Origin of the sequence: Rathayibacter rhapontici, from assembly GCF_001995175.1 — a bacterium.
In the GTDB taxonomy this organism is placed as follows: domain Bacteria; phylum Actinomycetota; class Actinomycetes; order Actinomycetales; family Microbacteriaceae; genus Rathayibacter.
Window position 1 is genome coordinate 54,094 of the sequence record NZ_MUKN01000008.1, and the last position, 23,887, is coordinate 77,980.

A 23,887-nucleotide genomic window follows, 5' to 3' on the forward strand; every position below is an offset into this window, starting at 1 on the left:
TCCCCGTCGCACTCCTCACCCTCGTTCTCGCGTTCGCGGCGGTGGGGCTCAGCGGGCGCTCCCGTTCTCGCTGGGCGCGCCTGCTGATCGTCGTCGCCTTCGCCGGCGGGGTCACCAGCTGGTCCTGGCCCTGCGCACCGCTGTCGTCCTCGGCTGAGAACTGTGAGTTCCGGTGTTCTGCAGCGGCATTGCGGCGCCGCTGCGTATCGCGCCTAGTCGAGGAGCTCGGTCCGGATCCGAGCGGCGACAGCCTCTCGGAGGGGACGGACGTTCTCGGCGCTCCAGTCGGTCGGGTCGGGGAACCTCCATTCCAGGAACCGGCCGGTCGGGGTCGCGGGCAGGGTGAGGCCGGGCTTCATCGCAACGACGATGTCCGCGGTGTCGAGGTCTTCGACGGTGACGGCGCGGGGGGCGCGGTCGCTGATGTCGAGGCCGAGCTCCGCGACGGTGGAGGCGATCGCAGGGTTCACCGTGTCCGCGGGCGACAGCCCGGCGGAGGTGGCGGTGTAGCGGTCGCCGGCGAGGACTTCGAGCAGGCCGGCGCCGAGTTGGGAGCGGCCGGCGTTGTGCTGGCAGAGGAAGAGGACGGTGGGCTTCTGAGTCATGCGGGGATGCTGCTTCCGGTGTTCGTGCGGGTCCAGGTCTGGGCGGCGATCTGCACGGCGTCCCAGGGGGAGCCGAGCGGGGGAGTGTAGGAGAGGTCGAGGTCGGAGACCTGCTCGACGGTGAGCCCGGCGAACAGGGCGGTCGCATAGGTGTCGACGCGCTTCGCCGTCTCGGTGCCGAGGCGGCCGACGAGCTGAGCGCCGAGCAGGCGCCCGTCGCGGGTGTCGCCGGTGATGCGGATCGTGATGGGCTGCGCGCCCGGGTAGTAGCGCTTGTGGTCGTCCGCGACCGCGGTCGTCGTCGCCGGAGCGAATCCGGCGGCGAGGGCCTCGTGCTCGCGCAGGCCGGTGCGGGAGGCGACGAGATCGAAGACCTTCACGACCTGCGTTCCGACGGAGCCGGCGAACCGGGCGTCGCCGCCGAGGGCGTTCTCGCCCGCGACGCGGCCCTGCTTGTGCGCGGTCGTGCCCAGCGGCAGGTAGGTGCTGCCGAGCAGGCGGTGGTGGGTGGTCACTCCGTCGCCCGCGGCGAACACGTGCGGGAGGCCGGTGCGCATGGCCTCGTCGACGACGACGGCGCGGCCGGCGCCGAGGGAGGCTCCGGCGCGGGCGAGGAGGTCGGTGTTGGGCTTCACTCCGACGACCAGGAGCACGACGTCGGCGGTGCGGGTGAGGGGTGTGCCGTCGTGGTCGGCGTGCACGGCGAGGCCGGTGGCGGTCTTCTCGATCGAGGCGACGGTGGTGCGGGTGAGGACTTCGACGCCGTGCTGGTCGAGCTCGGTGTGGACGAGTGCGCCGAGTTCGGGGTCGAGGGTGGAGAGCACCTCCGGGCCGCGCTGCAGCTGGGTGACGCGGAGGCCGCGGACGGTGAGGGCTTCGGCCATCTCGAGGCCGACGTAGCCGGCGCCGACGATGATCGCGGTCTGCGGGTCGCGGCTGTCGAGGTAGCGCTCGAGCGCGAAGGTGTCGCCCATCGAGTGCAGCACGTGCACTCCGTCCTCCGGCCCCAGCTCGTCCACGCCGACGATCCCGGCGGAGGACGCGAGGGCGCCGGTGCCGACGACCAGCTCGTCGTAGCCGATCCGGTCGGGCGTCCCGTCCGGGGTGCGGACGGTGAGCTGCTGTCCGGCGACGTCGATGTCGGTCGCGAAGGTGTCCAGGCGCAGGGTCATGCCTGTGGCTTCGAGGTCGGCGTGGGTGCGGTGCGCGAGGGACTGCCAGGGCTGCACCTCGCGGGAGAAGTAGTACGGGATCCCGCAGATGGAGAAGTTCGGGTAGGAGTCGGCGACGACGACGGTCACGTCGACGGACGGGTCGAGCTCGCGGGCGCGCAGCGCGGCGGAGATCCCCGCGTCGCTGCCGCCGATGGCGACGAGATGCATCAGATGGGCCTTTCGGATCAGACGTGCGACGAGGTCGAGGCGGCCGGGACCACGAGGCTCCCGGCGGCCCGGGCGGCGCCCGGGAAGAGGAACACGGCGATTCCGACGCCGATCGCGGCGCCGGCGAGCTGCGCGGCGACGAAGGGCAGGACGGAGGTGGGGGCGATGCCGGCGAAGGTGTCGGTGACGACGCGGCCGAGGGTCACGGCGGGGTTCGCGAACGAAGTCGAGGACGTGAACCAGTACGCCGCACCGATGTACGCGCCGACCGCGGCCGCCGCGAGCGGGCCGCGGTTCGTCCGAGCGAGGGAGAGGATCACGAGGACCAGGCCCGCGGTGGCGACGACTTCTCCAAGCAGGTGCCCGGCGGTGACGCGCTCGGTCGTCGCGATCGCGGTCGGGACCTCGAACATCGCGTTCGCGAGGACCGCTCCGCCGATCCCGCCGAGCAGCTGCGCGCCGAGGAACACCGCCAGTTCACGGCCCGACAGGCCGGAGCGGTCGCGGCGACCGAGGAGCGCGTCGACGGCGGAGACGAGCGGGTTGAAGTGCGCCCCCGACACGGGGCCGAAGACGAGGATCAGCACCGCGAGTCCCAGAGCGGTCGCGAGGGAGTTCTGCAGCAGTTGCAGGCCGACGTCGTCCGGGGAGAGGGTCTGCGCGGCGATGCCGGAGCCGACGACGAGCGCCACGAGCAGGCCCGTGCCGAGGAACTCGGCCACGGCCCGACGAGCGAGCGGAGGAGGGGAGGTGGTGTCCATGTCGTTCGCCATATTGACCGCTCGCGATCACTCAGTCAAGATTGAGTCAATGAAGACCGAGCGAACCGAACTGGAAACGCGTGCCGCTCGGCACGCGGCCCTCAGCGACCCCGCACGCCTGCGGATCACCGACCTGCTCACCCTTGGAGACCTGGCGCCGCGAGAGCTGCAGGACCGGCTCGGGATGCCCTCGAACCTCGTCGCGCACCACCTCGCTGTGCTCGAGCGGGAGGGCATGATCCTCCGACGCCGTTCGGAGGCGGACCGGCGCCGGAGCTACGTGCACCTGATCCCGGGCGCGTTCGATCAGCTCGGGCCGTCGACCACCGCTGCAGCGCGGCGGGTGTTGTTCGTGTGCACCGCGAACTCCGCCCGATCCCGACTCGCTGCGCAGCTCTGGGCGCAGCGCAGCCCCATCCCCGCCGCCTCTGCCGGCACGCACCCGGCCGCGGTGGTGGCCGCCGGAGCGATCGCCGCCGCCGAACGTCACGGCCTCCCGCTGCCCATCGGCGCCCCCCAGCAGTTCGCCGACGTCGCCGTCGACACCGATCTCATCGTCACCGTCTGCGACGCCGCCCACGAGGAGCTCGGCTCGGAGGCGCTGCACTGGTCGATCCCCGATCCGGTGCCCGCCGGCACGGACGCCGCGTTCGATGCCGCCTACGATGAGCTCGCCGCGCGCGTCGACGCTCTCGCGGCGAGGGTCACGGCCGCCTGATCAGACGCGGGTGAGCATGCCTGCGAGGGAGTCGAGGGCTCCCGGGACGAGGGAGAAGTACGCCCACGTGCCGCGCTTCTCGCGAGCCAGGATCCCGGCGTCCACGAGGATCTTCAAGTGGTGCGACACCGTGGGCTGACTCAGCCCGACCGGCTCGGTGAAGTCGCAGACGCACACCTCGCCTGAGCTGCTCGATGCCACGATCGACACCAGGCGGAGCCTCGCCGGATCCGCCATCGCCTTCAACGCCCGCGCCAGCAGCTCCGCGCCCTCCGCGCTCAGCGGCTCGCGCGCGAGCGGCGCGCAGCATGCGGCCGCCGCCGCGGTCAGAGTCAGCTCGGTCATCCCCATGACTCCACCTTCCCATACATTGACAGTCATCGATATGCCGGGGCAGACTCGCTTCATCGATGACCGTCGATGTTGAGGAGTGCACCTGATGACCCTGCTGCTGACCGTCCCGCCCCGCACCGACGAGCGCCGCCTCACCGGTCTGCCCGTCGCCGTCATCGGCGCCGGGCCCGTCGGTCTCGCGGCCGCCGCGCAGCTGCTCGAGCGCGGCCTCGACGTCATCGTCTACGAGGCCGGGGACAGCGCAGGCGCAGCCGTGCAGCAGTGGGGACACACCCGCCTGTTCTCCCCGTGGGAGTATCTGGTCGATTCCGCTGCCGGACGCCTGCTCGACGCGAGCGGTTGGGAGGCGCCCGCAGCGAAGAAGCTGCCCACCGGGCACGAGTTCATCTGCGACTACCTCGCGCCCCTCGCGGCGACCCCGCAGCTCGCCCCGATCGTCCGGTACCGCTCCCGCGTGACCGCCGTGAGCCGCGAGGGTATGGACCGCACCCGCTCCACCGGCCGCGCCGCCACTCCGTTCCTGCTGCGCCTGGAAACCCCGGAGGGCGTCACCGACGTCACCGCTCGCGCCGTGATCGACACCTCCGGCACCTACTCGACCCCCAACGCCCTCGCATCGGCTGGCCTCGATCCGATCGGCGCCGCCGACGTCGCCGAGCACCTCAGTCACGCGCTGCCCGACGTGCTCGGCGCCGACCGCGCCCGTTTCGCCGGGAAGAGCGTCCTCGTCGTCGGCGCCGGGCACTCCGCGGCGAACACCCTGATCACGCTCGCCCGCCTCGCCCGCGAGGAGCCCGGCACGACCATCACCTGGGCGATCCGCGGCACCAGCCCGCTGCGCGTCTTCGGCTCGGGCGACGATGAGCTCGAAGAGCGCGGCAAGCTCGGCGGCACGGTCCACCAGCTCGTCCGCGACGGTGCGATAACCCTCCTCGACCGCTTCGAGATCGACCGGCTCGAGAAGACCGCCACCGGTCGGGTCGCCGTCCTCGGGCGCCGCCGGAAGGAGCACGAGAGCGTCGAAGCCGACGTCGTCGTGCAGGCCACCGGATTCCGCCCCGATCTCGACATGCTGCGCGAGATCCGCGTCTCCCTGGACGAGATCGTGGAAGCGCCGCGTGCGCTCGCGACCCTCATCGACCCGAACCTGCACTCCTGCGGCACCGTCGACCCGCACGGCGTCGCCGAGCTCGCCCACCCCGAGCCGAACTTCTACATCGCCGGGATGAAGTCGTACGGCCGCGCGCCGACCTTCCTCCTCGTCACCGGCTACGAGCAGGTCCGGTCGATCGCGGACGAGCTCGCGGGCGATCACGCTGCGGCCCGGCGCGTGCAGCTCGTGCTCCCCGAGACCGGCGTCTGCTCCACCGACATCGCATCCGCCGGAGGAGGCTGCTGCTCGTGACCGCGATCCGGCCGATGAACCCCGAGGACTGGGCGGCGGTCGAGGCGACCTACCGCGAGGGCATCGCGACCGGGCATGCCACCTTCGAGGCCGAACCGCCGACCTGGGAGGCGTTCGATGCGGGGAAGCTCGACGTCGGGCGCCTGGTCGCCGTCGACGGCGATCGGATCCTCGGGTGGGCCGCGCTCTCAGCCGTCTCCAGCCGGCGCGTCTACCGCGGAGTGGTCGAGCACTCCGTCTACGTCGCCGCGGCCGCCCGTGGCCGCGGCATCGGCGCAGCACTCCTGAGGGCGCTCATCGACGCTGCGGACGACGCCGGCTTCTGGACGATCCAGTCGAGCGTCTTCCCCGAGAACACCGCCAGCCTGGCCCTGCACGACCGCGTCGGCTTCCGCCGGATCGGCACGCGCGAGCGGATCGCGCTGATGACCTACGGACCGGCCGCCGGGACCTGGCGCGACACCGTCCTCCTCGAGCGACGACGCCTGTCCTGATCGCCGTCCGTGTGCACGACTCCTCGTGAGGTCGCGGCACTCGTTCGGACGGCCGTGAGCAGCCCGTTGCGCGACGGCATCCGATCGGCCGACGCACGCGCGGCGGAACCACCCGAGTGAAGGGCGGCTCTCCGGGCCGCTACTCCACGTCGCGACGGCCGGCTCGTCCCAGTGGGTGGCGGCGCGGAGCGACGGAGCACCGTCGCCGCCATCAGCGCGGCCTGCTGCTGCTCGTGCGTCGAGGCAGCACCCGCGCAGGCGGAGGCGTGTTCTCCACCGAGCCGCGGCCGCCAGGCGCGCCGTCCGCCCGCTCCCCGACTTCTTCGAGGTCTCCGCCTGACCGACCCGACGGTCTCCGCTGCTCGAGGCGCTCGCGGTCGCGGCGGGGTGGCGGGAGCGGGTCGCGGACGCCGAAGGGCCCGCCGCTCCCCAGCGACGGGCCCTCCGATCGAGGCGGTTACAGCCCCTGCGAGAGGCGGTAGTACGCCGCGTTCGCGCGCAGCTCGTTCTCGAAGCCGCGGAGCGTCGTGCCCTCGTCGATGACGAGCAGCTCGACGCCGGCGATGCGGGCGAAGTCCTCCCACGCCTCCACGCCGATCTGCGTCGTCATGACCGTGTGGTGCGCCGCTCCCGCGGTGATCCACGCGGCGGCGCTCGTGCTGAAGTCCGGAGCCGGCTGCCAGACGGCGCGGCCGACCGGGAGGTGCGGCAGCGTCTGCGGCGGCTCGACGTTCTGCACGGCGTTGGCGACGAGGCGGAAGCGCTCGCGCACGTCGCTCAGCGCGACGACGACGGCGGGTCCCGCATCCGCGGTGAAGACCAGGCGCACCGGGTCCTCGCGGCCGCCGATGCCCAGCGGGTGGATCTCGAGCGTGGCGCGCTTCGACGAGAGCGACGGCGAGACCTCGAGCATGTGCGCACCGAGGATCAGCTCCTCGCCGGGCGTCATGTCGTAGGTGTAGTCCTCCATGAGGCTGGTGCCGCCGGGGAGGCCGGCGCCCATGACGGCGGCGATGCGGATGAGGACGGCCGTCTTCCAGTCGCCCTCTCCGCCGAAGCCGTAGCCGTCGGCCATCAGGCGCTGCACCGCGAGGCCGGGGAGCTGGCGGAGTCCGCCGAGGTCCTCGAAGCTGTCGGTGAACGCCTCGAAGCCGCCCTCCTCGAGGAACGAGCGCAGGCCGATCTCGACGGCCGCGCCGTAGCGGAGCGACTCGTGGCGCTCGCCGCCGGGGAGCAGCTCGGCGACCACGTCGTAGCTCTCGACGTACTCGGCGACGAGGGCGTCGATCTGCTCGGGGGTCGCGGCGTCGACGCGCTCGACGAGCTCGTTGACGCCCCAGGTGTTGACGCTGACGCCGAGGCGGATCTCGGCCTCGGTCTTGTCGCCCTCGGTGACGGCGACGTTGCGCATGTTGTCGCCGAAGCGGGCGACCTTCATGCTCTGCGAGGCGGCCCAGCCGGACGCGGCGCGCGACCAGATGCCGATCGACTCCGTCACGCGGGCATCGCTGGCGTGGCCGACGACGGTCTTCCGCGGCACGCTCATCCGGCTGAGGATGTAGCCGTGCTCGCGGTCGCCGTGCGCGGCCTGGTTGAGGTTCATGAAGTCGAAGTCGATGTCCTGCCACGGCAGGGCGACGTTCGCCTGGGTGTGGAAGTGCAGCAGCGGCTTGGCGAGCGCGTCGAAGCCGTGGATCCACATCTTCGAGGGGCTGAAGGTGTGCATCCAGGTGATGACGCCCACGACGGAGTCGTCCGCGTTGGCCTCGATCATGGTGCGGCGGATCGCGTCGGAGCTCTTCAGCACCGGCTTCCACTCGACGGTGACGGGGATCGCGCTGGCCGCGTTCAGCTCGGCGACGACGGCCTGCGACTGCTCGGCGACCTGGCGGAGGGTGTCCTCGCCGTAGAGGTCCTGGCTGCCGGTCAGGAACCAGACGGTGCGGGTGGCGAGGTCGGGGATGATGCTGCCGGATCGGGGGGTGCTGGTCGTGCTCATGCGATGGCTCCGGTGGGGTTCTGTCCGTAGACGTTCTGGTAGCGGTCGAACAGGGCGTCGATCGACTCCTGCGGGATGGGGACGAGCTCGCCGCCCTGGCGCGCGAGGTGCACGGTGCGGGCGACGTCCTCGGCCATGACGGCCGCCTTCACGGCGTCCTTCGCGTCCTTGCCGATGGTGAAGACTCCGTGGTTCTGCATCAGGACCGCGCGCGAGCGGTGCCCGGTGAGGGTCGCGACGATGCCGCGGCCGATGGAGTCGTCGCCGATGATCGCGAACGGGCCGATCGGGATCTCGCCGCCGAACTCGTCCGCCATCGCGGTGATGACGCAGGGGATCGCCTCGGCGCGCGCGGCCCAGGCGGTGGCGTAGGTGGAGTGCGTGTGCACGACTCCGCCGACCTCGGGCATCTCGCGGTACACGTAGGCGTGCGCCGCGGTGTCGCTGGACGGGCTGCGGTCGCTGCCGGGGGTGCCCGGGACGACGACGCCGTCGAGGTCGCACAGGATCATGTTCTCGGCGGAGAGGTCGTCGTACGAGACTCCGCTGGGCTTGATCACGAAGAGGTCGGCACCGGGCACGCGGCCCGAGATGTTGCCGCCCGTCCAGATGACGAGGCCGTAGCGGACGAGCTCGGAGTGCAGGCGGGCGACGTCCTCGCGGACGCGCGCGATCGCCTCCTCGATGGCCGGGTCGAAGGTCATGCGGTCTCTCCCTGTGCGGTGGGTCGGGTGTCGGTGAGGGTCTCGACGGCGGTGCGCTCGACGGCGAGGCCGGCGCGGTAGCGCTCGAGGTAGGAGGCGAATCCGGCGACATCGGCGGCGTCGGGGGCGACGCTGTCGAAGGAGTAGCCGCTGAACACCCGGTCGGTGAGGTACGCGCTGAGGTCGCCCCCGCCGTCGCGGCGGAACGCGGCGAGCACCGCGATACCCCACGGGCCGCCCTCGGAGGCGGTCTCGGCGACGGCCACGGGCGCGTCGAGCGCTCCGGCGAGGAAGCGCTGCGCGACTCCGGCCGTGCGGAACATGCCGCCGTGCGCGTACATCGCGTCGAGCTCGACGCCCTCCTCGGCGAGCACGCGCATGCCGAGTGCGAGGGTGCCGAAGACGCCGTAGAGCTGCGCGCGGATGAAGTTGGGCAGCGTCAGCCGCGAGTCCGGGGTGCGGACGACGAGCGGACGGCCCTCGACGAGGCCCGCGATCGGCTCGCCGGCGAGGTGGTTGTAGGCGAGGAGTCCGCCGGCGTCGGCGTCGCCCTCGAGCGCCGCGCGGAACAGCGTGCCGTAGACGGCGTCGCTGTCGGCGGGGAGGCCCTGCGCCGCGGCGAACTGCGAGAACAGGCCGACCCACGTCGCGAGCTCGCTTGCTCCGTTGTTGCAGTGCACCATCGCGACGAGATCGCCGGCCGGAGTCGCGACCAGGTCGAGCTCGTGGTGGACGCCCGCGAGCGGCCGCTCCAGGACGACCATCGCGAAGATGCTCGTGCCGGCGCTGACGTTGCCGGTGCGCGGGGCGACGGAGTTGGTGGCCACCATGCCGGTGCCGGCGTCGCCCTCGGGCGGGCAGAACGGCACGCCGGCCTGCAGCGCGCCGGTCGGGTCGAGCAGCAGCGCGCCCTCGGCGGTGAGCTCGCCGGCTCGGCGCCCGCGGGGAGCACCTCGGGCAGCAGGACGCGCAGCGCGGGCAGGCCGTGGCCGGCGACGAGGCCGTCGTACGCCTCGAGCACGGAGGCGTCGTAGTCGGTGGTCGCCGGGTCGGTGGGGACCATGCCCGACGCGTCGCCGACTCCGAGGACCTTGCGGCCCGTCAGCTTCCAGTGCACGTAGCCCGCGAGGGTCGTGAGGAAGGCGACGTCGGCCACGTGCGGCTCGTCGTCGAGCACCGCCTGGTGGAAGTGCGCGAGCGACCAGCGCAGCGGGATGTTGGCGCCGAACAGCTCGGTGAGCTGCTCCGAGGCCGGACCCGTGCTGGTGTTGCGCCAGGTGCGGAACGGCACGAGCAGCTCGCCGCTCGCGTCGAACGGGAGGTAGCCGTGCATCATCGCCGAGACGCCGAGCGCCCCGAACGTGGTGGGAGCGACGCCGTGGCGCTGCTGCGCGTCGGCGACCAGGTCGGCGAACGCCGCCTGCAGTCCCGACCAGACGTCCTCGAGGGAGTAGGTCCAGCGCCGGTCGACGAAGCGGTTCTCCCACTCGTGGCTGCCCGTCGCCAGCACGACCGACGGGTCGGCGGCGTCGACGAGACAGGCCTTGATGCGGGTGGATCCGAGTTCGATCCCGAGGGCGGTCGCGCCGCTCGTGATCGCGTCTCCACCGGGGGCGGAAGGGGGCCGTCGCTGGTCCATCGTGCTCCTCGCTCGGGCGATGTGACCGTTCACAAAGCCAGGAGTCAGAGTAGGCGACGCGCGTCCGGCTTGGCAACGAGGCGGCGGCGTGCAGAACGTCAGCCGTGCGGGTGCCTCAGCGACGATCGTGGCTGAGCGGCACTCTCGGCCGAGGTTCTGCTCGTCAGCGGACGGGGCGCGCCGTGGATGCCCGCTCGACCAGCTGCGGAGGGACGGGCAGATCCACCGCCGCCGTCTCCCCGCGCAGCTCGGCCAGCACGACGCCGATGGTGCGGCGGCCGACCTCGGCGAAGTCCTGGCGGATCGTGGTCAGCGGCGGCAGGTAGTGCGCCGCCTCCGGCACGTCGTCGAAGCCGATGACGCTCAGGTCCGCGGGCACTCGCACGCCCCGATCCGCGCACGCGTGCAGGAGTCCGAGCGCCATCTGGTCGTTCCCCGCGAAGACGGCGTCGAGGTCCGCGACCTCGTCGAGCAGCCGGAGCCCGGCGCGGTAGCCGGACTCGGCGCTCCAGTCGCCCTCGATCACGCGAGCGGGCTCGAGTCCGTCCTCGGCGAGCCGCGTCGTGAACCCCTCGAGGCGCGCGTGGGCCTCGACCCAGTGCTGCGGACCCGCGACGTGCGCGATCCGCCGGTGCCCGAGGGCGAGCAGGTGCTCGGTGGCCAGCCGCCCGCCGGCGGCCTGGTCGACCAGGAGTCGCGGATCCGCTCCCCGTCCGGCAGCGCCGAGCGTGACGAACGGCACGTCGATCGAGAGGCTCTCGATGGCCTCGAGCGCCCGCTCCTGCGGGGCGAGCACGACGATCGCCTCGACCGACTCGCGCTGGAGGTGCTCGAGCCCGTCGGCGAGCGACTCCGCGTCGGGCGACGCGACGTTGACCACCGGCACGCGGTAACCGGCGTCGCGCGCGGCCTGCTCGATCGCGGCCATCGCGGTCGCGGTGCCGTAGAAGCTGTGGCTCTCGGCGGCGAGGATCCCGATCAGCCCGCTGCGACTGGTGGCGAGCGCCCGCGCCGCCGCGCTGGGCCGGAAGCCGAGGTCGCTGATCGCCGCGAGCACGCGCTCGCGGGTGCGCGGGCGCAGCTGCGGGCTGTCGTTCAGCACGCGCGAGACCGTCTGGTAGGAGACGCCCGCCCGCACCGCGACGTCGCGGATCGTCGGCTGTCGCTCGGTCGTCATCCGCACACCGTAGCGCGAGGGCTCGACGCGGCCGCCTCCTCCGCGGGAGGGAGGCCGCACCCGGACGCACCTGCCTAGGCTGGCCGCGGTGCACGGCCGATGCGTGCCCGGAGAAGGAGTTCCCGTGGACGAGAGTGCGATCTCGATCGCCGTGGCCCTGGTCGGCGGACTCGGCGTGCTGGCGTCGGTCGTCGTGCTGCTGGTGCAGAAGCGGGGGATGCTGAACGGCTCGGGTCGCGGCGGACCCGGCGCCGGCGGCGCGAGCGACGGCGGTGGCGGCGTGGCCGCCGCTGCGGGCGGCCGTTCGGACGACCGGTCGGAGGGCGGCGGACCGGACGACGGCGGCTCGTCGGGCTCGTCGGACTCGGGCGGGTCCTCGGGCGGAGGCGACGGCGGTGGCGGCGGCGGCGGGGACTGACGACCGCGATCGCCCGTGCTCGTCCGCGACCGTCGTCAGCTCCGGGTCGTGACCGTCGCGAGGTAGAAGTCGACGCTGTCCCCGAGGTCGATGACGGTCAGAGGCGCGGGTGCGACACCCAGGAGGCCGGACGTCGAGTCCGGGCGGATCGCGGCGGTGGTCGAGAGCATGAGGGACCTTCCTTCGGGAGCCGAGCGCGGGGTGCGCTCCGACCTGGTCCACGATCCTCGGATCCGCGTGCCGCGTCGTCGTCCCGGGGGACCGAGCAGGGTCATCCGCTCGCACGACATGCATTGCGCCATGCGGGTGACGCGTGGCGCAGGTGAGCTAGGGGGTCGGGTCGTCGGTCCGCGAGAAGGCGATCGCGACGAGGCGCCGCAGCACGTCGAGGTCGACGTCGTCGAGGGTGCGCACGTAGACGCAGCCGGCTCCCTCGGTGTACCGGCCGAGCTCGGGCAGCAGCGCGGCTCCCTCGGGCAGGTCCTTCAGGCCGTAGAGCGAGAGCTGCGCCTTGCGCGGCGAGAACGCCGTCTTCGGCCAGACGCCGGTGCGGCGCGGATCGGAGGGGGAGACGTAGCGGTAGCTGCCGTAGCCGACCATCGACGGCCCCCACATCACCGGCTCCGCGCCCGTGCCTCGCGGTAGAGCGCGGCGAGCGCGACTCCGTCCTCTCTGCGACGGGCCGGAACGGCCGCCGCGAGGAACTCGTCGACGCTCGCGTCGGTGGGGCCGGTCTTCTGCGCGCTCATGCGTCGAGCGTGCCACCTCGGGCCGCTCGAGTCCTCCCGGATCGTCGTACTCGAGCTCGAGTACGACGATCCGGGAGGAGTGGGCGCTACCCCAGGTCGACCCGCTCCGCCGCGTGCAGAGCGCGCACCTCGTCGGCCGTGAGGGCCCGGTCCCAGACGCGCAGCCGCGCGATGCCGCCCTTGTGCAGGTTGATCAGCTTGCCGTCGCGGCCGACCGCGCCGACCATGAAGTCGCCGGGAGCCGCGTTGAGGCCGTCGGGGTAGACGTAGGGGTTCTTCGCGTAGGTCGCGCCCTGCTTGTCGGTGTACTCCGGGTACGAGGTCGACTCGCCGTTCAGGTAGGCGATGGCGAGTCCGCCGTCGTAGGTGCCGACGTGCAGCTCCCAGACCCCGCGCGTCATCTTCCGCGGTTCTGCCGAGTAGTCGATCGAGAACGGGTAGCCGGGAGTCGGGCCGCCCTCCTTCGACACCTCCATGCAGACCATGTCGTCGCCGCCGTAGTCGGGGAGATCGTTGAAGAGGGCGTAGGAGCGCAGGGGGCCGACGGCCGACTCCTCCCAGATCCCGGCGATGTTGGCGTTGTTGGAGTCGGTGCTGAGCACCCAGGCGGCGACCGTCACCGCGCCGGTCGAGGCGCCGACGTTGAGCACGCCGACATCCGACTTCGGCACCACGAGGAAGTCGGTCGTGCCGTTGAACCGGACTCCGCCGCCGAAGGGTGTCGAGATTCCCTCCGCGGTCGAGCTCGCGCCCTGGAGGAGAGCGGGCGCTCCCGCCACCGCCGAGTCGTAGGGCGCCGTGCTCTCGGTGAACGTCCAGTCGGCGATCGGTGCGGGCACCGGGATCTGCGGGGGCGCGGGGGTGTCTTCGACGAGGAAGGCGTCGAGGACGAGGGTGGATCCGGTGGAGGCGGGGTTCTTGGCGGATCCGCGCTTGAGGGTGATGGTGTGGGTGCCGGCGGTGAGAGGGCCGCTGCTCCAGACGGTCTGCTGGGAGCGGGTGGTGGGGCTGTAGCGGTCGACGGTGGCGACGAGGGTGTCGTCGATCCAGACCTCGTTGATGCCGGAGGAGGAGGTCCTGCGGCTGATCCAGCTGACGGAGGTGCCGGTGAACGCGAGCGTCGCGGACGCGCGAGTGGAGGTGGAGTAGCTGATGCTGCCTCCGCTGTCGGCCCGGGAGGAGAGCGTCGACCAGGTGCCGGTGGTCGTGATGTGCGGCGACCCGTTCTCGTACGTCCCCGCTCCGGGCGGAGTCGGGGGTGCGGGGGTGTCCTCGACGAGGAAGGCGTCGAGGACGAGGGTGGATCCGGTGGAGGCGGGGTTCCTGGTGGAGCCGCGCGTGAGGGTGATGGTGTGGGTGCCGGCGGGGAGGGTGCCGCTGGTCCAGACGGTCTGCCGGGAGCGGGTGGTGGGGCTGTAGCGGTCGACGGCGGCGACGAGGGTGTCGTCGATCCAGACCTCGTTGATGCCGGAGGAGGAGGTCCTGCGGCTGATCCAGCTGACGGAGGTGCCGGTGAACGCGAGCGTCGCGGACGCGCGAGTGGAGGTGGAGTAGCTGATGCTGCCTCCGCTGTCGGCCCGGGAGGAGAGCGTCGACCAGGTGCCGGTGGTCGTGATGTGCGGCGACCCGTTCTCGTACGTCCCCGCTCCGGGCACGGTCGGTCCGTCCTGGCGGGGTCCCTCGACCGAGTCCTCCGCGGCGGCGGCGGACCCGTACGCCAGGGCGGTGCCGACTCCGGCGATCGATCCGGTGAGCATCGTGCGGCGGGAGAGCCCGGCGAAGGGGTGGCGGGAGTCGTCCATGGGTGGCGGGCCTTCCGGGCTGTCGGGGCGAGAGGGTGCCGCAGGGGAGAGGAGTCGGACCCACTGCGGTCCCGGATCGTCGAGGAGGACGGGGCGTCGGCTCAGCCGAGGAGATCGAGGGTGTCGAGCACGAGCGTATCGCCGGAGGACGCCGGATCGCGCCTCCCGAGCGTCGACGATCCGACGGCCGGGTGCGCCGTCGCTAGCGCCCGGCCCCCAGCTGCTCCCGCCAGTCCGCCGGCAGCCGGTCGGCGGGTCCGGGCGCGGTCTGGTCGAGCGGGTGCTCCTGCGGATCCGCGAGCCGGGGCCCGTCCGCGTAGTCGCCCGTGCGGTAGTCCCAGAACCAGTCCTCGCCGGGCTCGAAGCTGCGGATGACCGCGTGCCCGGTCGTCTCGTAGTGCACGGTCGCGTGGCGGTTCGGCGAGTCGTCGCAGCAGCCGATGTGCCCGCAGAGCGCGCAGCGGCGCAGATGGACCCACCACGCTCCGGTGCGGTCGCACTCGACGCAGCCCGCGCCGGAGGGGGGGACGGAGGGGTCGATCATCGACGTCGCGGTCATGCGACCAGTGTGCTCCGGCGCCCGCGGCGGGTCACCCTCCGCTGGTCAGCCGCGCGAACGCGGTGTCGACCATCGTGCGGAAGTCGGCGTCCTCGTGCGCGGCCCACTCCTCCCACACCACGTCGACCGCGGCGAGGCCGGCGGCGGCCAGCACCCGCGCGGTGAGCGGTTCGACCCCCCGTGCGACGAGTGCGTCGGCCAGCGCCTCGGCTCCTTCGGCCCGGCGCTCGCGCAGCCTCGCCTTCAGCGCGAACTCGCTCGAGATCAGCCGCAGCCGCGCCCGGTAGACGTCGGGTTCGCGGGTGGCCACGGCGACGACCGGCTCCACGGAGGCGCGCACCAGCTCCCAGCCGGACAGAGCGGCTCCGTCGGGCAGGGCGAGCACCGGTGCCGCGTAGTCGACCCGGTCGCCGTCGACGGCGGCCACGACCACGTCCTCCTTGCTGCGGAAGTAGCGGAAGAAGGTCGCACGCGAGACGCCGGCCTCGCGCGCGGCCTCCTCCACCGTCACCGCGGAGTAGCCGCGCTCGAGGAACACGGCGAGCACCGCGTCGGCGAGCTCCGCCCGCAGGAGGGCGCGCGTGCGGTCGCGGAGCGGTGCGGTCATGCGGTCAGCCTAGGAGCCGGTGGCGTCCCGGCTCCCCGGCCCGGTTCAGTTCGCGGCCGCGATCTCGAGCGCGATGCCGTCGGGGTCGCGGAACTCGAGGATGCTCAGCGGTCCGGTGTCCTTGACGGGCTCGTGCGCGATGCCGAGCTCGTCGAGGACCGCGACGGCGGCCTGCAGCTCGTCCGCTCCGGCGACGGTGAAGCTCAGGTGGTCCAGGCCCACGCGGTCCTCGTCGAAGCTGTCGTCCGCGGCGGCGACGGGGCGCAGGCCCAGCAGTCCGCCGGGGAAGGAGTAGATCACTCCGCCGAAGAGGAAGGCGAGCTGCTCCTGCACCTCGGCGGGGGCGTCGGCCGGCGGCGCCTCGAAGGCGATGTCGAAGCCGAAGACGGAGTCGTAGAAGGCGCGCGAGACGGCGATGTCGCGGACGGTGAGGCGGACGTGGGCGTAGTCGACGGCGGGGATGGGCATGCGGGGTCCTTCCGGAGGCGGCGGGCCGGAGCGCCCGCCAGGAGTGATTCGGAGCGGCGACCGGGAAGGAGGGGATTCGCGGGTGAGACTCAGTCTCAAGTGCGATATTCACTATCAACCCCGAACGAAGGAGCCCCCCATGACCCTCACCTCCAAGAACACGCTGCAGGAGTGGCTCGACGACTCCGTCGGCGGTCCGATCCTCCGCGGCATCCTCGCCCAGGGCGGCCAGTCGGAGGAGGCGCTGCGTCCCGCGGCGGGCCTCTCGCTGCGCGCGATGGTCGAGCTGGGCGGCGGCGCGTTTCCGCAGGAGCTCGTCGACACCCTCGTGAAGCAGGCGAACGGCGGAGTGATCCCGCCCGAGGAGACGGAGGAGGAGTCGCAGGACGGCTCCGGCCGCTTCGTCGGGCGGACGGTCGTAGTGACCGGCGCCGGCTCCGGCATCGGCCGGGCGACCGCCCGCCGGCTGGTGCGCGAGGGCGCCCGCGTGATCGCGGTCGACGTCGTGCCGACCGGCGTCGAGGCCCTCGCCGCGGCGTCGCCGGAGGGCTCGGTCGTGACGGTCGTCGCCGACATCACCTCGACCGAGGGCGTCGCGTCGATCGTGGCGGCGGCGGGCGAGCGGATCGACGGCCTCGCGAACATCGCCGGGATCATGGACGCCATGACTCCGCTGCACGAGGCGGAGGACGCGCTCTGGCGCCGGGTGTTCTCGGTGAACGTCGACGGCACCTTCGCGCTGAGCCGCGCGGTGCTGCCGGCGATGCTCGCCGCCGGTCGCGGGGCGATCGTCAACATCGCCTCGGAGGCGTCGCTGCGCGGCAACGCGGCCGGCACCGCCTACACCGCGTCCAAGCACGCGGTCGTCGGGATCACGAAGTCGGCGGCGTTCCTCTACGGCCCGTCCGGCGTCCGGACGAACGCGGTCGCTCCCGGACCGACCGCCACGGCGATCGAGGGCACGATGTCCTCCGACTTCGCCCGCGAGCGCCTCGCGCCCTTCATGGCCCTGATCCCGCCGGTGGTCGAGGCCGACACGATGGCCGCGTCGATCACCTGGCTGCTCAGCGACGACTCCGCGAACGTCAACGGCGTGATCCTCGCCTCCGACGGCGGCTGGTCGGTGCAGTAGCGGCCGACGCGATCGGCCGCGCAGGACGCGGCCGATCGCACCGGGCCCCCGACGCCCGCTCCTCCAGCACAGCAGTACATCCGATCCGAAGTCGTGTCGGCGCACGCGGGGACTCCCCGCCGTCGTTCCCGTCCCGGGCTTCCGTCGTCGCGCCGACCCGCGCGACGAAAGCGAGACGACCATGACCGACCTCCGCCCCGACGACCAGCGCCGTCTCGACACCGCCCGCGCGAAGTACCGCGCCGAGCGCGACCGCCGTGCCCGCCCCGATGCCGCGACGCAGTACCGCCGAGCGGCGGGCGAGTTCGGCTACTACGCGAAGGACCCGTACACCGAGCGCACCGAGCGCGAGCCGAAGACCGACCGGGTCGAGGCGCTCGTGATCGGTGCCGGCTTCGGCGGACTGCTCACCGCGTCCCTCCTGCGCGAGGCGGGCGTCGACTCCCTCCGCCTGATGGACGAGGCCGGCGACGTCGGCGGCACCTGGTACTGGAACCGCTACCCGGGAGTGCGCTGCGACATCGAGGCGTCCGTCTACCTCCCGCTGCTCGAGGAGGTCGGCGGGATGCCGTCGGAGCGGTACGCACCGGGGGAGGAGATCCGCCGGCACGCGGTCGCGATCGCCGAGCACTACGGCCTGTACCGCGACACGCTCTTCCAGACGCGCGCCACCGCGCTCACCTGGGACGAGGAGGCGGAGGAGTGGCTCGTCGAGACCGATCGCGGCGACCGGTTCCGCGCGCGGTTCGTGGTCACCTCCTCCGGCACCCTCACCCAGCCCAAGCTGCCCGGGATCCCGGGCGTCGAGACCTTCCGCGGCCACACCTTCCACACCTCGCGCTGGGACTACGGCTACACCGGCGGCACGCCCGACGGCGGCCTGACCGGCCTCGCCGACAAGCGCGTCGCCGTCGTCGGCACCGGCGCGACCGGCCTCCAGGTGATCCCGCACGTCGGCGCGGACGCCCAGGAGCTGATCGTGTTCCAGCGCACCCCCTCCACCGTCGACGTCCGCGACAACCGGCCGACGGATCCGGAGTGGGCGGCTTCGCTGCGCCCCGGCTGGCAGCGCGAGCGGATGGAGAACTTCCTCGCGGTGCTCGCCGGCGAGCCGGTGGACGAGTCCCTCGTGCAGGACGGCTGGACGAAGACGGTCGAGCTGCAGCGGCAGATCCTCTCGGGCGCGGTCGACACGTCGCTGCCGCCCGAGGAGCGGGAGCTGCGCGACGAGCTGGCCGACCTCGACACGATGGACCGGCTCCGGGCCCGCGTCGACTCCGTCGTCGAGGATCCCGCGACCGCCGCGGCGCTGAAGCCCTGGTACCGCTACATGTGCAAGCGCCCCGGCTTCAGCGACACCTACCTGCCCACCTTCAACCGGCCGAACGTGCGCCTCGTCGACACGGCCGACACGGGTGGCATCACGCGGATGACCGAGACCGAGGTGGTCGTCGGCGACACCGCCTACGAGGTCGACTGCGTGATCTTCGCGACCGGCTTCGAGGTCGGGATCTCGGGCGTGATGTCGGGCACGCTGCCGGTCGTCGGCCGGGGCGGGCGGACGCTCATGGAGGCGTGGGCGCGCGGCCCGCGGACGCTGCACGGCTTCTCGTCGCACGGGTTCCCGAACCTGTTCCACCTCAGCGGCATCCAGAACGCCAACTCGGTGAACTTCGCGCACATCCTGCTCGAGCAGGCCGAGCACATCGCCGCGGTCATCGCCCGCGGCCGCGAGGTCGGCGCGCGGTACCTCGAGCCGAGCGCCGAGGCGGAGGAGGCGTGGGTGCGCACCGTGCGCGAGACCGCGGCCGACACCCGCGCCTTCCAGGCCGAGTGCACGCCCGGCTACTACAACGGCGAGGGCACGCGCTCCATCGGCGGCGCCTCCTACAGCCCCGGACCGATCGCGTTCCACCGCCTGCTGCGCGCGTGGCGCGAGGGCGGGATGGACGACGTGCTCGTCGGCGCCGGAGTGGGGGCATCGCGATGAGACGGCGCGCGATCGCGGTGCCGGTGCTGCTCGCCGGAGCTCTCGCGGGATGTACCCAGGCGGGGGACCCGGCGGAGGAGGAGGCTCCTCCGTCGGTCGCGACCGCCGAGCGGGTCCTGCAGGTCACCGAGGTGCACGAGGCGACCGGGATGACGCTGCTCGAGGGCCCGGCGTTCGGGCCCGACGGGAGCCTCTACGTCGTCGACGTGACGGCCCCGCCCGGCGAGGGCAAGGTGCTCCGCATCGACCTCGACGACGAGAGCGTCGAGCCGGTCTGGACCGACGACTCCTCCGCCCTCACCTCGGCGCAGTTCGGGGCGGACGGGCGCCTGTACGTGACCGACTTCCTCGGCGGCGCTGTGCGGAGCATGACGGCCGACGGCGAGGACGTGCGCGAGATCGCAGCGGGAGCGGTGGAGGGGGTGCCGATGCAGCCGGACGACCTCGACTTCGGTGCCGACGGAGCGCTCTACGTCACCGATGCGGCGGGGGCGCAGGACCCCTACTGGGAGGCGTCCGGACGCGTCGTGCGCGTCGACCCGGCGACCGGCTCGGCGTCGGTGCTCGCCGACGAGCTGCCCTCGCCCAACGGCATCGCCTTCTCGCCCGACCACCGCGAGCTGTGGGTGAGCATGAACACGGGCAACCGGATCGACCGCCTCACGCTGACCGGGGACGGAACCGAGGTCGCCACCGCGTTCCCGGCGATCCACGCCTCGCCCGGCATCGGCCAGCTCGACTCGATCGCGGTCGACGCCGACGGCAACCTCTACGTCGGCCTGCACAGCCGCCCCGAGATCCTGGTCTACGACACCGCCGGCGCCCTGCTGCAGACGGTGACCGTCGCGGAGTCGGGCCTCAGCTCGGCGACGAACATCGCGATCCGACCGGGCACGACCGAGGCGTTCGCGACCGTCAGCGGCTCGGACGGCGGCTTCGTGCACTCCTTCGAGGCGCTGGCGGAGGGGATGCCGCAGTCGAACGGCGGATGACGCTCGCGCGGCGACAGTACATCGTTTCGTGTACTGTCGCCGCATGAGCACCGCGACCCTCACGCACACCGCCGCCCTGGCGCGGCTGGGCTCGGCCCTGTCGGATCCGACGCGGGCGAGCATCCTGCTGACGCTGCGGGAAGCGCCGGCGTTCCCCTCCGATCTCGCCGACGCGCTGGGCGTCTCGCGGCAGTCGATGTCGAACCACCTGACGTGCCTGCGCGGCTGCGGGCTGGTCGAGGCGGTCCCGGAGGGGCGCCGCACCGGGTACCGCCTCGCCGACCCGCACCTCGCGCCGGCACTCGACGAGCTCCTGCGCGTCGTGCTGGTCGTCGACCCCGACTGCTGCTCCGGCGACGGATGCACCTGCTCGTGACCGCGCTCGCCCCCGCCCGCCGCGCGGTGCTGCTGCGCCGCATCCGCCTGATCGTCGCCGTGACGATCGGCTACAACCTCGTCGAGGCGGTCGTCGCCCTGAGTGCGGGAGCCGCCGCGTCGTCGACCGCGCTGATCGGCTTCGGACTCGACTCCGGCATCGAGGTGCTCTCGGCCGCGGCGGTCGCGTGGCAGTTCTCGCGGCGGGACCCGGAGCGGTACGAGCGCGGGACCCTCCGGGTGATCGCCGTGGCGTTCTTCGCGCTGGCCGCCTACGTCGCCGTGTCGTCGATCCTGTCGCTCGTCGCGGGCAGCGAGCCCGCGGTCAGCCCGCTCGGGCTCGCGATCACGGCGCTGAGCGTCGTCGTGATGCCGTTCCTCTCGCTGGCCGAACGGCAGGCGGGCCGCGAACTGGGTTCGGCCACGGCGGTCGCCGACTCGAAGCAGACCCTCGTCTGCACCTGGCTGTCGGCGGCGGTCCTGATCGGGCTGGCGCTGAACGGCCTGCTCGGCTGGTGGTGGGCCGACGCCGTCGCCGGTCTCGTCATCGTCGTGTTCGCGCTGCGCGAGGGGATCGAGGCCTGGCGCGGTGACGCGTGCGCCACCTCCGTCGGCATGCTGCTGGAGGAGGAGGGGCGCTGACGCCCGTCGCCCCGGGCGTACGGTCGGGGCATGGACACCTCCCGCATCTGGCGCTCGGTCTCGGGAGAGGGCGATCCGCTGCTCGCGCTGCACCCCGGCGGAACCGACTCCCGAGCGATGGCCCCGCTGCTCGAGAACCTGCCGGACCTGCGCTGGGTCGTCGTCGACCGACCGGGGCACGGGCGATCGCCCGACGTCGACGGGGAGTGGAGCTTTGTCGACGCGGCCGACGCGGTGGCGGCCGTGCTGGACGAGCTCGCCCTCCCGCCCGCGCACGTCGTCGGCTGGAGCGACGGGGCGATCGTCGGACTGCACCTCGCGCTCCGGCGGCCCGATCTGGTGCGGTCGCTCGTGGTCGGTGCCGGGGTGTTCCACCACGACGGCTGGCGCGAGGGTGTCCTCGGCGGCGAGCCGCCGGAGTTCCTCGGCGACGCCTACGCCGAGCTGTCGCCCGACGGACGCGAGCACTGGCCGATCGTCGTCGCCAAGGCCGCGCGGCTCCACGAGACGGAGCCGCGCCTCACCGCCGACGACCTCGCGCGGCTCGACCTGCCCGTGCTCGTGGTGGCCGGAGACGACGACGAGGTCCGGTTCGAGCACCTGGTCGCGATGTACGAGGCGCTGCCGGACGGCGAGCTGGCGATCCTGCCGAGAGCGACCCATGGCGCGCTCGTCGAGAAGCCCGATCTGCTGGCGCGGCTCATCCGGGATCTGCACCACCCCGACGGGAACGGAGTGGCGCCGATCCGCCGCCGCTGACGTCCAGCGTCCGCCCACCGGCGTCGGTGATGCTCGCCGGATGACCCTCACGGTGCCCGACGTTCTCGTCCCGCTGGCGCTGCGGCTCGCGCGCGCGAACCGCACGTTCACGACCGAGGAGGGGGCCCGCCGGCGCATCCGCGAGGCGCAGCTGCGGCCCGCGCCGTACGGGCCGCCGGCGCGGCTGGCGTCCGGGATCCGCGTGGACGCCGAGCACGTCGACGGCTGGCCCGTGTACACGCTGCGCCCGCGGGGCCGCGTGCTCGGAGGCGCGGTGTACGCGCACGGCGGCGGCTGGGTCAACGAGATCCACCCGCAGCACTGGCGGCTCGCGGCCCGCATCGCGGCGGAGGCGTCGATCGCCGTCACGCTGCCGATCTACCCGCTGGTGCCGTTCGGGACCGCTCTCGAGGCGCGCGACGGCGTGCTCGCCCTGGTGCGGCGGAGCCGGGAGCGCTACGGACCGACGTGTCTCGCGGGCGACTCCGCCGGCGGGCAGATCGCGCTGTCGACGGCGCTGGCGCTCCGCGACGAGGGCGTCGTGCTGCCGCGCACGGTGCTGATCTCGCCGGCGCTGGACCTCTCGTGGAGCAACCCGCGCATCCCGGCGGTGCAGCCGACGGATCCGTGGCTCGGCACCCCCGGCGGCCGCGTGCTGGCGGAGCACTGGCGCGGGGAGCTCGACCTGCTCGACCCGGCGGTGAGCCCGCTGTTCGGCGAGTACGCGGGGCTCGGCCCGCTGACCGTGTTCACCGGCACCCGCGACGTGCTGAACCCGGACGTGCACCTGCTGGCGGCGAGGGCCGCGGCGGCGGCGGTGCCGTTCGAGCTGCACGAGGCAGTCGGCCAGCTCCACGTGTACCCGCTCGTGCCGACCCGCGCGGGCCGCGAGGCGGCGCACGACGTGATCGAGGCCCTGAGCCGCGCGGTGCGCCGGGCCGACCTGCAGAAGTAAGGCATCAGCGGATCGACGCGGTGCGCGCCTCCGCAGCGAGCACGTCACCGAGCTGGCGCGGTGGCCGCGGTGTGATCACGCGGGCTCTGCGGCGCGGCGAGACCTCGCCATAAGACTGCGTGGGACATGTGCTGCTCGACCAGGTCGGGCAGTAAGGGAAGTCCGCCCTCGCCTCGATCGAGGATGTCGTCGAGAGACGCGACCGCGTCGAGCACTGAGCGCGGATCGAACTGGCCGGCGAGGCGCTTCGCCTTCGCGCGGACGTTGTTCGGGGTGGGCCCGCATCGATGAGCGAGTGGTTCCAGAGGCGACTGTGATGGGCGCACCTGTTGCGCAGGTAGACCAGAGCTCGCACACGGGAGGCGAAGCCCGACCGGGCAGCACCGAGCCGGGCTGCCACCGCTGCGGACAGCGCTCCTCCGTCTCCGCGCTCGATGCACTTCGACAGCGTGCCGAACGACCAGGCCTCCACGGCCGACCACACCGGCAGCTCGTCGAACCTCGTGCCTGTGGTGGAGTCCCTGTACCGCAGGATGTGCCGCTCCCTGCTCCGCTCGATGTCCCTCAGACACGACTCGCCCGTCGGCTCCGCGCTCGGCGCGTCCGTGTAGAAGCTCGTCTCGAGGTAGGTGCGGTAGGGGCCGTGGATCTCGGCGATCGTCTGAGCTGTCCGGCTCCTCAGAAGCAGCTCCGCACGAGCCAGCCGACCAGTCAGCCTTTCGCGGAGGAGCGCGTCCGCGTCGTAGACCGCCCTCACCGCCTCGAACGTGCTCCCGTCTTCGAAGCGATCGTCTCCGCGGTGGGGTGCATGCTGGAAGTACCGGAGGTATCCGGAGAACCGGTAATAGCCCTGCACGTCGAGGAAGCGGGCGCAGGCGTCCGGATCGGCGATCTCGAGACCACGGTCGAGGAGAAGGCGCACGAGCTGTGGAGGCGAGAGGCCGGGCTTGAGGCCCACATCGGCCTCCTCGGGACAAAGAAAAGGCCCCTCCCATGTGAGCATCGTGGAGAGGCTTGGGAGGGGGTCGATTGACTCCACAGTAGCAGCGACGCGAGGGCCGGGGCGGGATGGCGCCGGACGTCGCGCGGTGCGCCAGCCCGGGCTGCAGAAGTAAGGCTGAGCGTTGTGCTTCCGCGCGGATCCGCGCGATCCGGCCGCTCAGCCTTACTTCTGCAGTCCGTGACGAGCCGACGCGTCCCC

General features: G+C 72.8%; 26 protein-coding genes and 1 pseudogene. 11 read left to right on the top strand and 16 right to left on the bottom strand.

The window, feature by feature from the left end; translation table 11 throughout:
• Nucleotides 1-212 precede the first annotated feature (212 nt).
• Genes B0T42_RS04135 through B0T42_RS04145 form a run of 3 tightly spaced genes read right to left on the bottom strand, consistent with a single transcriptional unit; the run spans nt 213 to nt 2,748 of the window.
• On the bottom strand, nt 213-605 hold the full coding sequence (locus B0T42_RS04135; RefSeq protein ID WP_077222046.1) for an arsenate-mycothiol transferase ArsC: 393 nt from the start codon (nt 603-605) through the stop codon (nt 213-215).
• A complete protein-coding gene (locus B0T42_RS04140) occupies nt 602-1,987 on the bottom strand; it encodes an FAD-dependent oxidoreductase (RefSeq protein WP_077222047.1) in 1,386 nt (461 codons plus the stop codon). The genes B0T42_RS04135 and B0T42_RS04140 overlap by 4 nt, the downstream gene beginning before the upstream one ends.
• Before the next feature lie 17 nt (nt 1,988-2,004).
• The gene (locus B0T42_RS04145) at nt 2,005-2,748 is read right to left on the bottom strand and encodes an aquaporin (RefSeq protein WP_077222074.1); all 744 of its coding nucleotides are present in this window, start codon (nt 2,746-2,748) and stop codon (nt 2,005-2,007) included.
• 49 nt (nt 2,749-2,797) lie between these two features.
• Between B0T42_RS04145 and B0T42_RS04150 the strand changes: the two genes are divergently transcribed.
• Complete coding sequence (locus B0T42_RS04150; protein WP_077222048.1) at nt 2,798-3,466, top strand: arsenate reductase/protein-tyrosine-phosphatase family protein; 669 nt, start codon at nt 2,798-2,800, stop codon at nt 3,464-3,466.
• On the opposite strand, the gene B0T42_RS04155 is transcribed toward B0T42_RS04150, so the two are convergent.
• Nucleotides 3,467-3,811: an ArsR/SmtB family transcription factor gene (locus B0T42_RS04155; protein ID WP_236720100.1), complete on the bottom strand. Its 345-nt coding sequence runs from the start codon at nt 3,809-3,811 to the stop codon at nt 3,467-3,469. It abuts the gene before it with no gap.
• 94 nt (nt 3,812-3,905) lie between these two features.
• Here B0T42_RS04155 and B0T42_RS04160 point away from each other — a divergent pair, with 94 nt between their 5' ends.
• Entirely contained in the window at nt 3,906-5,225 is a 1,320-nt protein-coding gene (locus B0T42_RS04160) for an FAD-dependent oxidoreductase (protein WP_077222050.1), read from the top strand.
• 14 nt (nt 5,226-5,239) lie between these two features.
• A complete protein-coding gene (locus B0T42_RS04165) occupies nt 5,240-5,719 on the top strand; it encodes a GNAT family N-acetyltransferase (protein WP_077222075.1) in 480 nt (159 codons plus the stop codon).
• Between the two features lie 457 nt (nt 5,720-6,176).
• Here B0T42_RS04165 and araA read toward each other — a convergent pair whose 3' ends face one another.
• The 4 genes and pseudogenes from araA to B0T42_RS04185 form a co-directional block, all read right to left on the bottom strand.
• Nucleotides 6,177-7,718, bottom strand: coding sequence for an L-arabinose isomerase (gene araA, locus B0T42_RS04170; RefSeq protein ID WP_077222051.1), 1,542 nt, complete (start codon nt 7,716-7,718; stop codon nt 6,177-6,179).
• Complete coding sequence (locus B0T42_RS04175; protein WP_077222052.1) at nt 7,715-8,422, bottom strand: L-ribulose-5-phosphate 4-epimerase; 708 nt, start codon at nt 8,420-8,422, stop codon at nt 7,715-7,717. The genes araA and B0T42_RS04175 overlap by 4 nt, the downstream gene beginning before the upstream one ends.
• A pseudogene (locus tag B0T42_RS04180) lies at nt 8,419-10,061 on the bottom strand (xylulokinase). The gene B0T42_RS04175 and the pseudogene B0T42_RS04180 overlap by 4 nt, the downstream one beginning before the upstream one ends.
• Nucleotides 10,062-10,224: 163 nt before the next feature.
• A complete protein-coding gene (locus B0T42_RS04185; protein ID WP_077222076.1) occupies nt 10,225-11,238 on the bottom strand; it encodes a LacI family DNA-binding transcriptional regulator in 1,014 nt (337 codons plus the stop codon).
• Nucleotides 11,239-11,362: 124 nt separating this feature from the next.
• Between B0T42_RS04185 and B0T42_RS04190 the strand changes: the two genes are divergently transcribed.
• Nucleotides 11,363-11,656, top strand: a complete 294-nt coding sequence (locus B0T42_RS04190) for a hypothetical protein (RefSeq protein WP_077222053.1) — start codon at nt 11,363-11,365, stop codon at nt 11,654-11,656.
• 35 nt (nt 11,657-11,691) lie between these two features.
• Here B0T42_RS04190 and B0T42_RS21865 read toward each other — a convergent pair whose 3' ends face one another.
• From B0T42_RS21865 to B0T42_RS04215, 7 genes are all read right to left on the bottom strand, one after another.
• Nucleotides 11,692-11,826, bottom strand: a complete 135-nt coding sequence (locus tag B0T42_RS21865; RefSeq protein ID WP_269087492.1) for a hypothetical protein — start codon at nt 11,824-11,826, stop codon at nt 11,692-11,694.
• Nucleotides 11,827-11,983: 157 nt separating this feature from the next.
• Nucleotides 11,984-12,271 carry a DUF1801 domain-containing protein gene (locus B0T42_RS04195; protein WP_236720101.1) on the bottom strand — a complete coding sequence of 96 codons (288 nt, stop codon included), beginning with the start codon at nt 12,269-12,271 and terminating at the stop codon, nt 11,984-11,986.
• Nucleotides 12,271-12,405, bottom strand: coding sequence for a hypothetical protein (locus tag B0T42_RS21870; RefSeq protein WP_269087493.1), 135 nt, complete (start codon nt 12,403-12,405; stop codon nt 12,271-12,273). The genes B0T42_RS04195 and B0T42_RS21870 overlap by 1 nt, the downstream gene beginning before the upstream one ends.
• Nucleotides 12,406-12,491: 86 nt before the next feature.
• Entirely contained in the window at nt 12,492-14,207 is a 1,716-nt protein-coding gene (locus tag B0T42_RS04200; protein WP_077222054.1) for a LamG-like jellyroll fold domain-containing protein, read from the bottom strand.
• A 202-nt stretch (nt 14,208-14,409) separates the two neighbouring features.
• Nucleotides 14,410-14,766, bottom strand: coding sequence for a UBP-type zinc finger domain-containing protein (locus tag B0T42_RS04205; RefSeq protein ID WP_077222055.1), 357 nt, complete (start codon nt 14,764-14,766; stop codon nt 14,410-14,412).
• 31 nt (nt 14,767-14,797) lie between these two features.
• On the bottom strand, nt 14,798-15,373 hold the full coding sequence (locus B0T42_RS04210; RefSeq protein ID WP_077222056.1) for a TetR family transcriptional regulator: 576 nt from the start codon (nt 15,371-15,373) through the stop codon (nt 14,798-14,800).
• Nucleotides 15,374-15,418: 45 nt separating this feature from the next.
• The gene (locus B0T42_RS04215; RefSeq protein ID WP_077222057.1) at nt 15,419-15,841 is read right to left on the bottom strand and encodes a VOC family protein; all 423 of its coding nucleotides are present in this window, start codon (nt 15,839-15,841) and stop codon (nt 15,419-15,421) included.
• Between the two features lie 139 nt (nt 15,842-15,980).
• Here B0T42_RS04215 and B0T42_RS04220 point away from each other — a divergent pair, with 139 nt between their 5' ends.
• The 7 genes from B0T42_RS04220 to B0T42_RS04250 all read left to right on the top strand — a co-directional run bounded on the left by B0T42_RS04220 (nt 15,981) and on the right by B0T42_RS04250 (nt 22,686).
• Nucleotides 15,981-16,973, top strand: a complete 993-nt coding sequence (locus B0T42_RS04220; RefSeq protein WP_077222058.1) for an SDR family NAD(P)-dependent oxidoreductase — start codon at nt 15,981-15,983, stop codon at nt 16,971-16,973.
• A 181-nt stretch (nt 16,974-17,154) separates the two neighbouring features.
• Complete coding sequence (locus tag B0T42_RS04225) at nt 17,155-18,963, top strand: flavin-containing monooxygenase (RefSeq protein WP_077222059.1); 1,809 nt, start codon at nt 17,155-17,157, stop codon at nt 18,961-18,963.
• A complete protein-coding gene (locus tag B0T42_RS04230) occupies nt 18,960-19,955 on the top strand; it encodes an SMP-30/gluconolactonase/LRE family protein (RefSeq protein ID WP_077222060.1) in 996 nt (331 codons plus the stop codon). The genes B0T42_RS04225 and B0T42_RS04230 overlap by 4 nt, the downstream gene beginning before the upstream one ends.
• A 43-nt stretch (nt 19,956-19,998) precedes the next feature.
• Complete coding sequence (locus B0T42_RS04235) at nt 19,999-20,331, top strand: ArsR/SmtB family transcription factor (protein WP_077222061.1); 333 nt, start codon at nt 19,999-20,001, stop codon at nt 20,329-20,331.
• Nucleotides 20,316-20,972, top strand: coding sequence for a cation efflux transmembrane domain-containing protein (locus B0T42_RS04240; RefSeq protein WP_077222062.1), 657 nt, complete (start codon nt 20,316-20,318; stop codon nt 20,970-20,972). Before B0T42_RS04235 ends, B0T42_RS04240 begins: the two co-directional genes overlap by 16 nt.
• A 30-nt stretch (nt 20,973-21,002) precedes the next feature.
• On the top strand, nt 21,003-21,731 hold the full coding sequence (locus B0T42_RS04245) for an alpha/beta fold hydrolase (protein ID WP_077222063.1): 729 nt from the start codon (nt 21,003-21,005) through the stop codon (nt 21,729-21,731).
• A 40-nt stretch (nt 21,732-21,771) separates the two neighbouring features.
• Nucleotides 21,772-22,686, top strand: coding sequence for an alpha/beta hydrolase fold domain-containing protein (locus B0T42_RS04250; protein WP_077222064.1), 915 nt, complete (start codon nt 21,772-21,774; stop codon nt 22,684-22,686).
• 4 nt (nt 22,687-22,690) lie between these two features.
• Here B0T42_RS04250 and B0T42_RS04255 read toward each other — a convergent pair whose 3' ends face one another.
• Nucleotides 22,691-23,689 (bottom strand): Abi family protein, encoded by a 999-nt coding sequence (locus B0T42_RS04255; RefSeq protein ID WP_236720102.1) that lies wholly within the window; start codon nt 23,687-23,689, stop codon nt 22,691-22,693.
• Between the last annotated feature and the right edge of the window lie 198 nt (nt 23,690-23,887).

What these genes read in the sequence shown, in the direction of transcription:
- B0T42_RS04255 (WP_236720102.1), bottom strand. Translation starts at nt 23,689, where the DNA reads ATGCTCACATGGGAGGGGCCTTTTCTTTGTCCCGAGGAGGCCGATGTG.
- B0T42_RS04165 (WP_077222075.1), top strand. Translation starts at nt 5,240, where the DNA reads ATGAACCCCGAGGACTGGGCGGCGGTCGAGGCGACCTACCGCGAGGGC.
- B0T42_RS04155 (WP_236720100.1), bottom strand. Translation starts at nt 3,811, where the DNA reads ATGACCGAGCTGACTCTGACCGCGGCGGCGGCCGCATGCTGCGCGCCG.
- B0T42_RS04160 (WP_077222050.1), top strand. Translation starts at nt 3,906, where the DNA reads ATGACCCTGCTGCTGACCGTCCCGCCCCGCACCGACGAGCGCCGCCTC.
- B0T42_RS04175 (WP_077222052.1), bottom strand. Translation starts at nt 8,422, where the DNA reads ATGACCTTCGACCCGGCCATCGAGGAGGCGATCGCGCGCGTCCGCGAG.
- B0T42_RS04250 (WP_077222064.1), top strand. Translation starts at nt 21,772, where the DNA reads ATGACCCTCACGGTGCCCGACGTTCTCGTCCCGCTGGCGCTGCGGCTC.
- B0T42_RS04210 (WP_077222056.1), bottom strand. Translation starts at nt 15,373, where the DNA reads ATGACCGCACCGCTCCGCGACCGCACGCGCGCCCTCCTGCGGGCGGAG.
- B0T42_RS04135 (WP_077222046.1), bottom strand. Translation starts at nt 605, where the DNA reads ATGACTCAGAAGCCCACCGTCCTCTTCCTCTGCCAGCACAACGCCGGC.
- B0T42_RS04245 (WP_077222063.1), top strand. Translation starts at nt 21,003, where the DNA reads ATGGACACCTCCCGCATCTGGCGCTCGGTCTCGGGAGAGGGCGATCCG.
- B0T42_RS21870 (WP_269087493.1), bottom strand. Translation starts at nt 12,405, where the DNA reads ATGAGCGCGCAGAAGACCGGCCCCACCGACGCGAGCGTCGACGAGTTC.
- B0T42_RS04145 (WP_077222074.1), bottom strand. Translation starts at nt 2,748, where the DNA reads ATGGACACCACCTCCCCTCCTCCGCTCGCTCGTCGGGCCGTGGCCGAG.
- B0T42_RS04150 (WP_077222048.1), top strand. Translation starts at nt 2,798, where the DNA reads ATGAAGACCGAGCGAACCGAACTGGAAACGCGTGCCGCTCGGCACGCG.
- B0T42_RS04235 (WP_077222061.1), top strand. Translation starts at nt 19,999, where the DNA reads ATGAGCACCGCGACCCTCACGCACACCGCCGCCCTGGCGCGGCTGGGC.
- B0T42_RS04220 (WP_077222058.1), top strand. Translation starts at nt 15,981, where the DNA reads ATGACCCTCACCTCCAAGAACACGCTGCAGGAGTGGCTCGACGACTCC.
- B0T42_RS04140 (WP_077222047.1), bottom strand. Translation starts at nt 1,987, where the DNA reads ATGCATCTCGTCGCCATCGGCGGCAGCGACGCGGGGATCTCCGCCGCG.
- B0T42_RS04230 (WP_077222060.1), top strand. Translation starts at nt 18,960, where the DNA reads ATGAGACGGCGCGCGATCGCGGTGCCGGTGCTGCTCGCCGGAGCTCTC.
- B0T42_RS04185 (WP_077222076.1), bottom strand. Translation starts at nt 11,238, where the DNA reads ATGACGACCGAGCGACAGCCGACGATCCGCGACGTCGCGGTGCGGGCG.
- B0T42_RS04215 (WP_077222057.1), bottom strand. Translation starts at nt 15,841, where the DNA reads ATGCCCATCCCCGCCGTCGACTACGCCCACGTCCGCCTCACCGTCCGC.
- B0T42_RS04225 (WP_077222059.1), top strand. Translation starts at nt 17,155, where the DNA reads ATGACCGACCTCCGCCCCGACGACCAGCGCCGTCTCGACACCGCCCGC.
- B0T42_RS21865 (WP_269087492.1), bottom strand. Translation starts at nt 11,826, where the DNA reads ATGCTCTCGACCACCGCCGCGATCCGCCCGGACTCGACGTCCGGCCTC.
- B0T42_RS04240 (WP_077222062.1), top strand. Translation starts at nt 20,316, where the DNA reads ATGCACCTGCTCGTGACCGCGCTCGCCCCCGCCCGCCGCGCGGTGCTG.
- araA (WP_077222051.1), bottom strand. Translation starts at nt 7,718, where the DNA reads ATGAGCACGACCAGCACCCCCCGATCCGGCAGCATCATCCCCGACCTC.
- B0T42_RS04195 (WP_236720101.1), bottom strand. Translation starts at nt 12,271, where the DNA reads ATGTGGGGGCCGTCGATGGTCGGCTACGGCAGCTACCGCTACGTCTCC.
- B0T42_RS04200 (WP_077222054.1), bottom strand. Translation starts at nt 14,207, where the DNA reads ATGGACGACTCCCGCCACCCCTTCGCCGGGCTCTCCCGCCGCACGATG.
- B0T42_RS04205 (WP_077222055.1), bottom strand. Translation starts at nt 14,766, where the DNA reads ATGACCGCGACGTCGATGATCGACCCCTCCGTCCCCCCCTCCGGCGCG.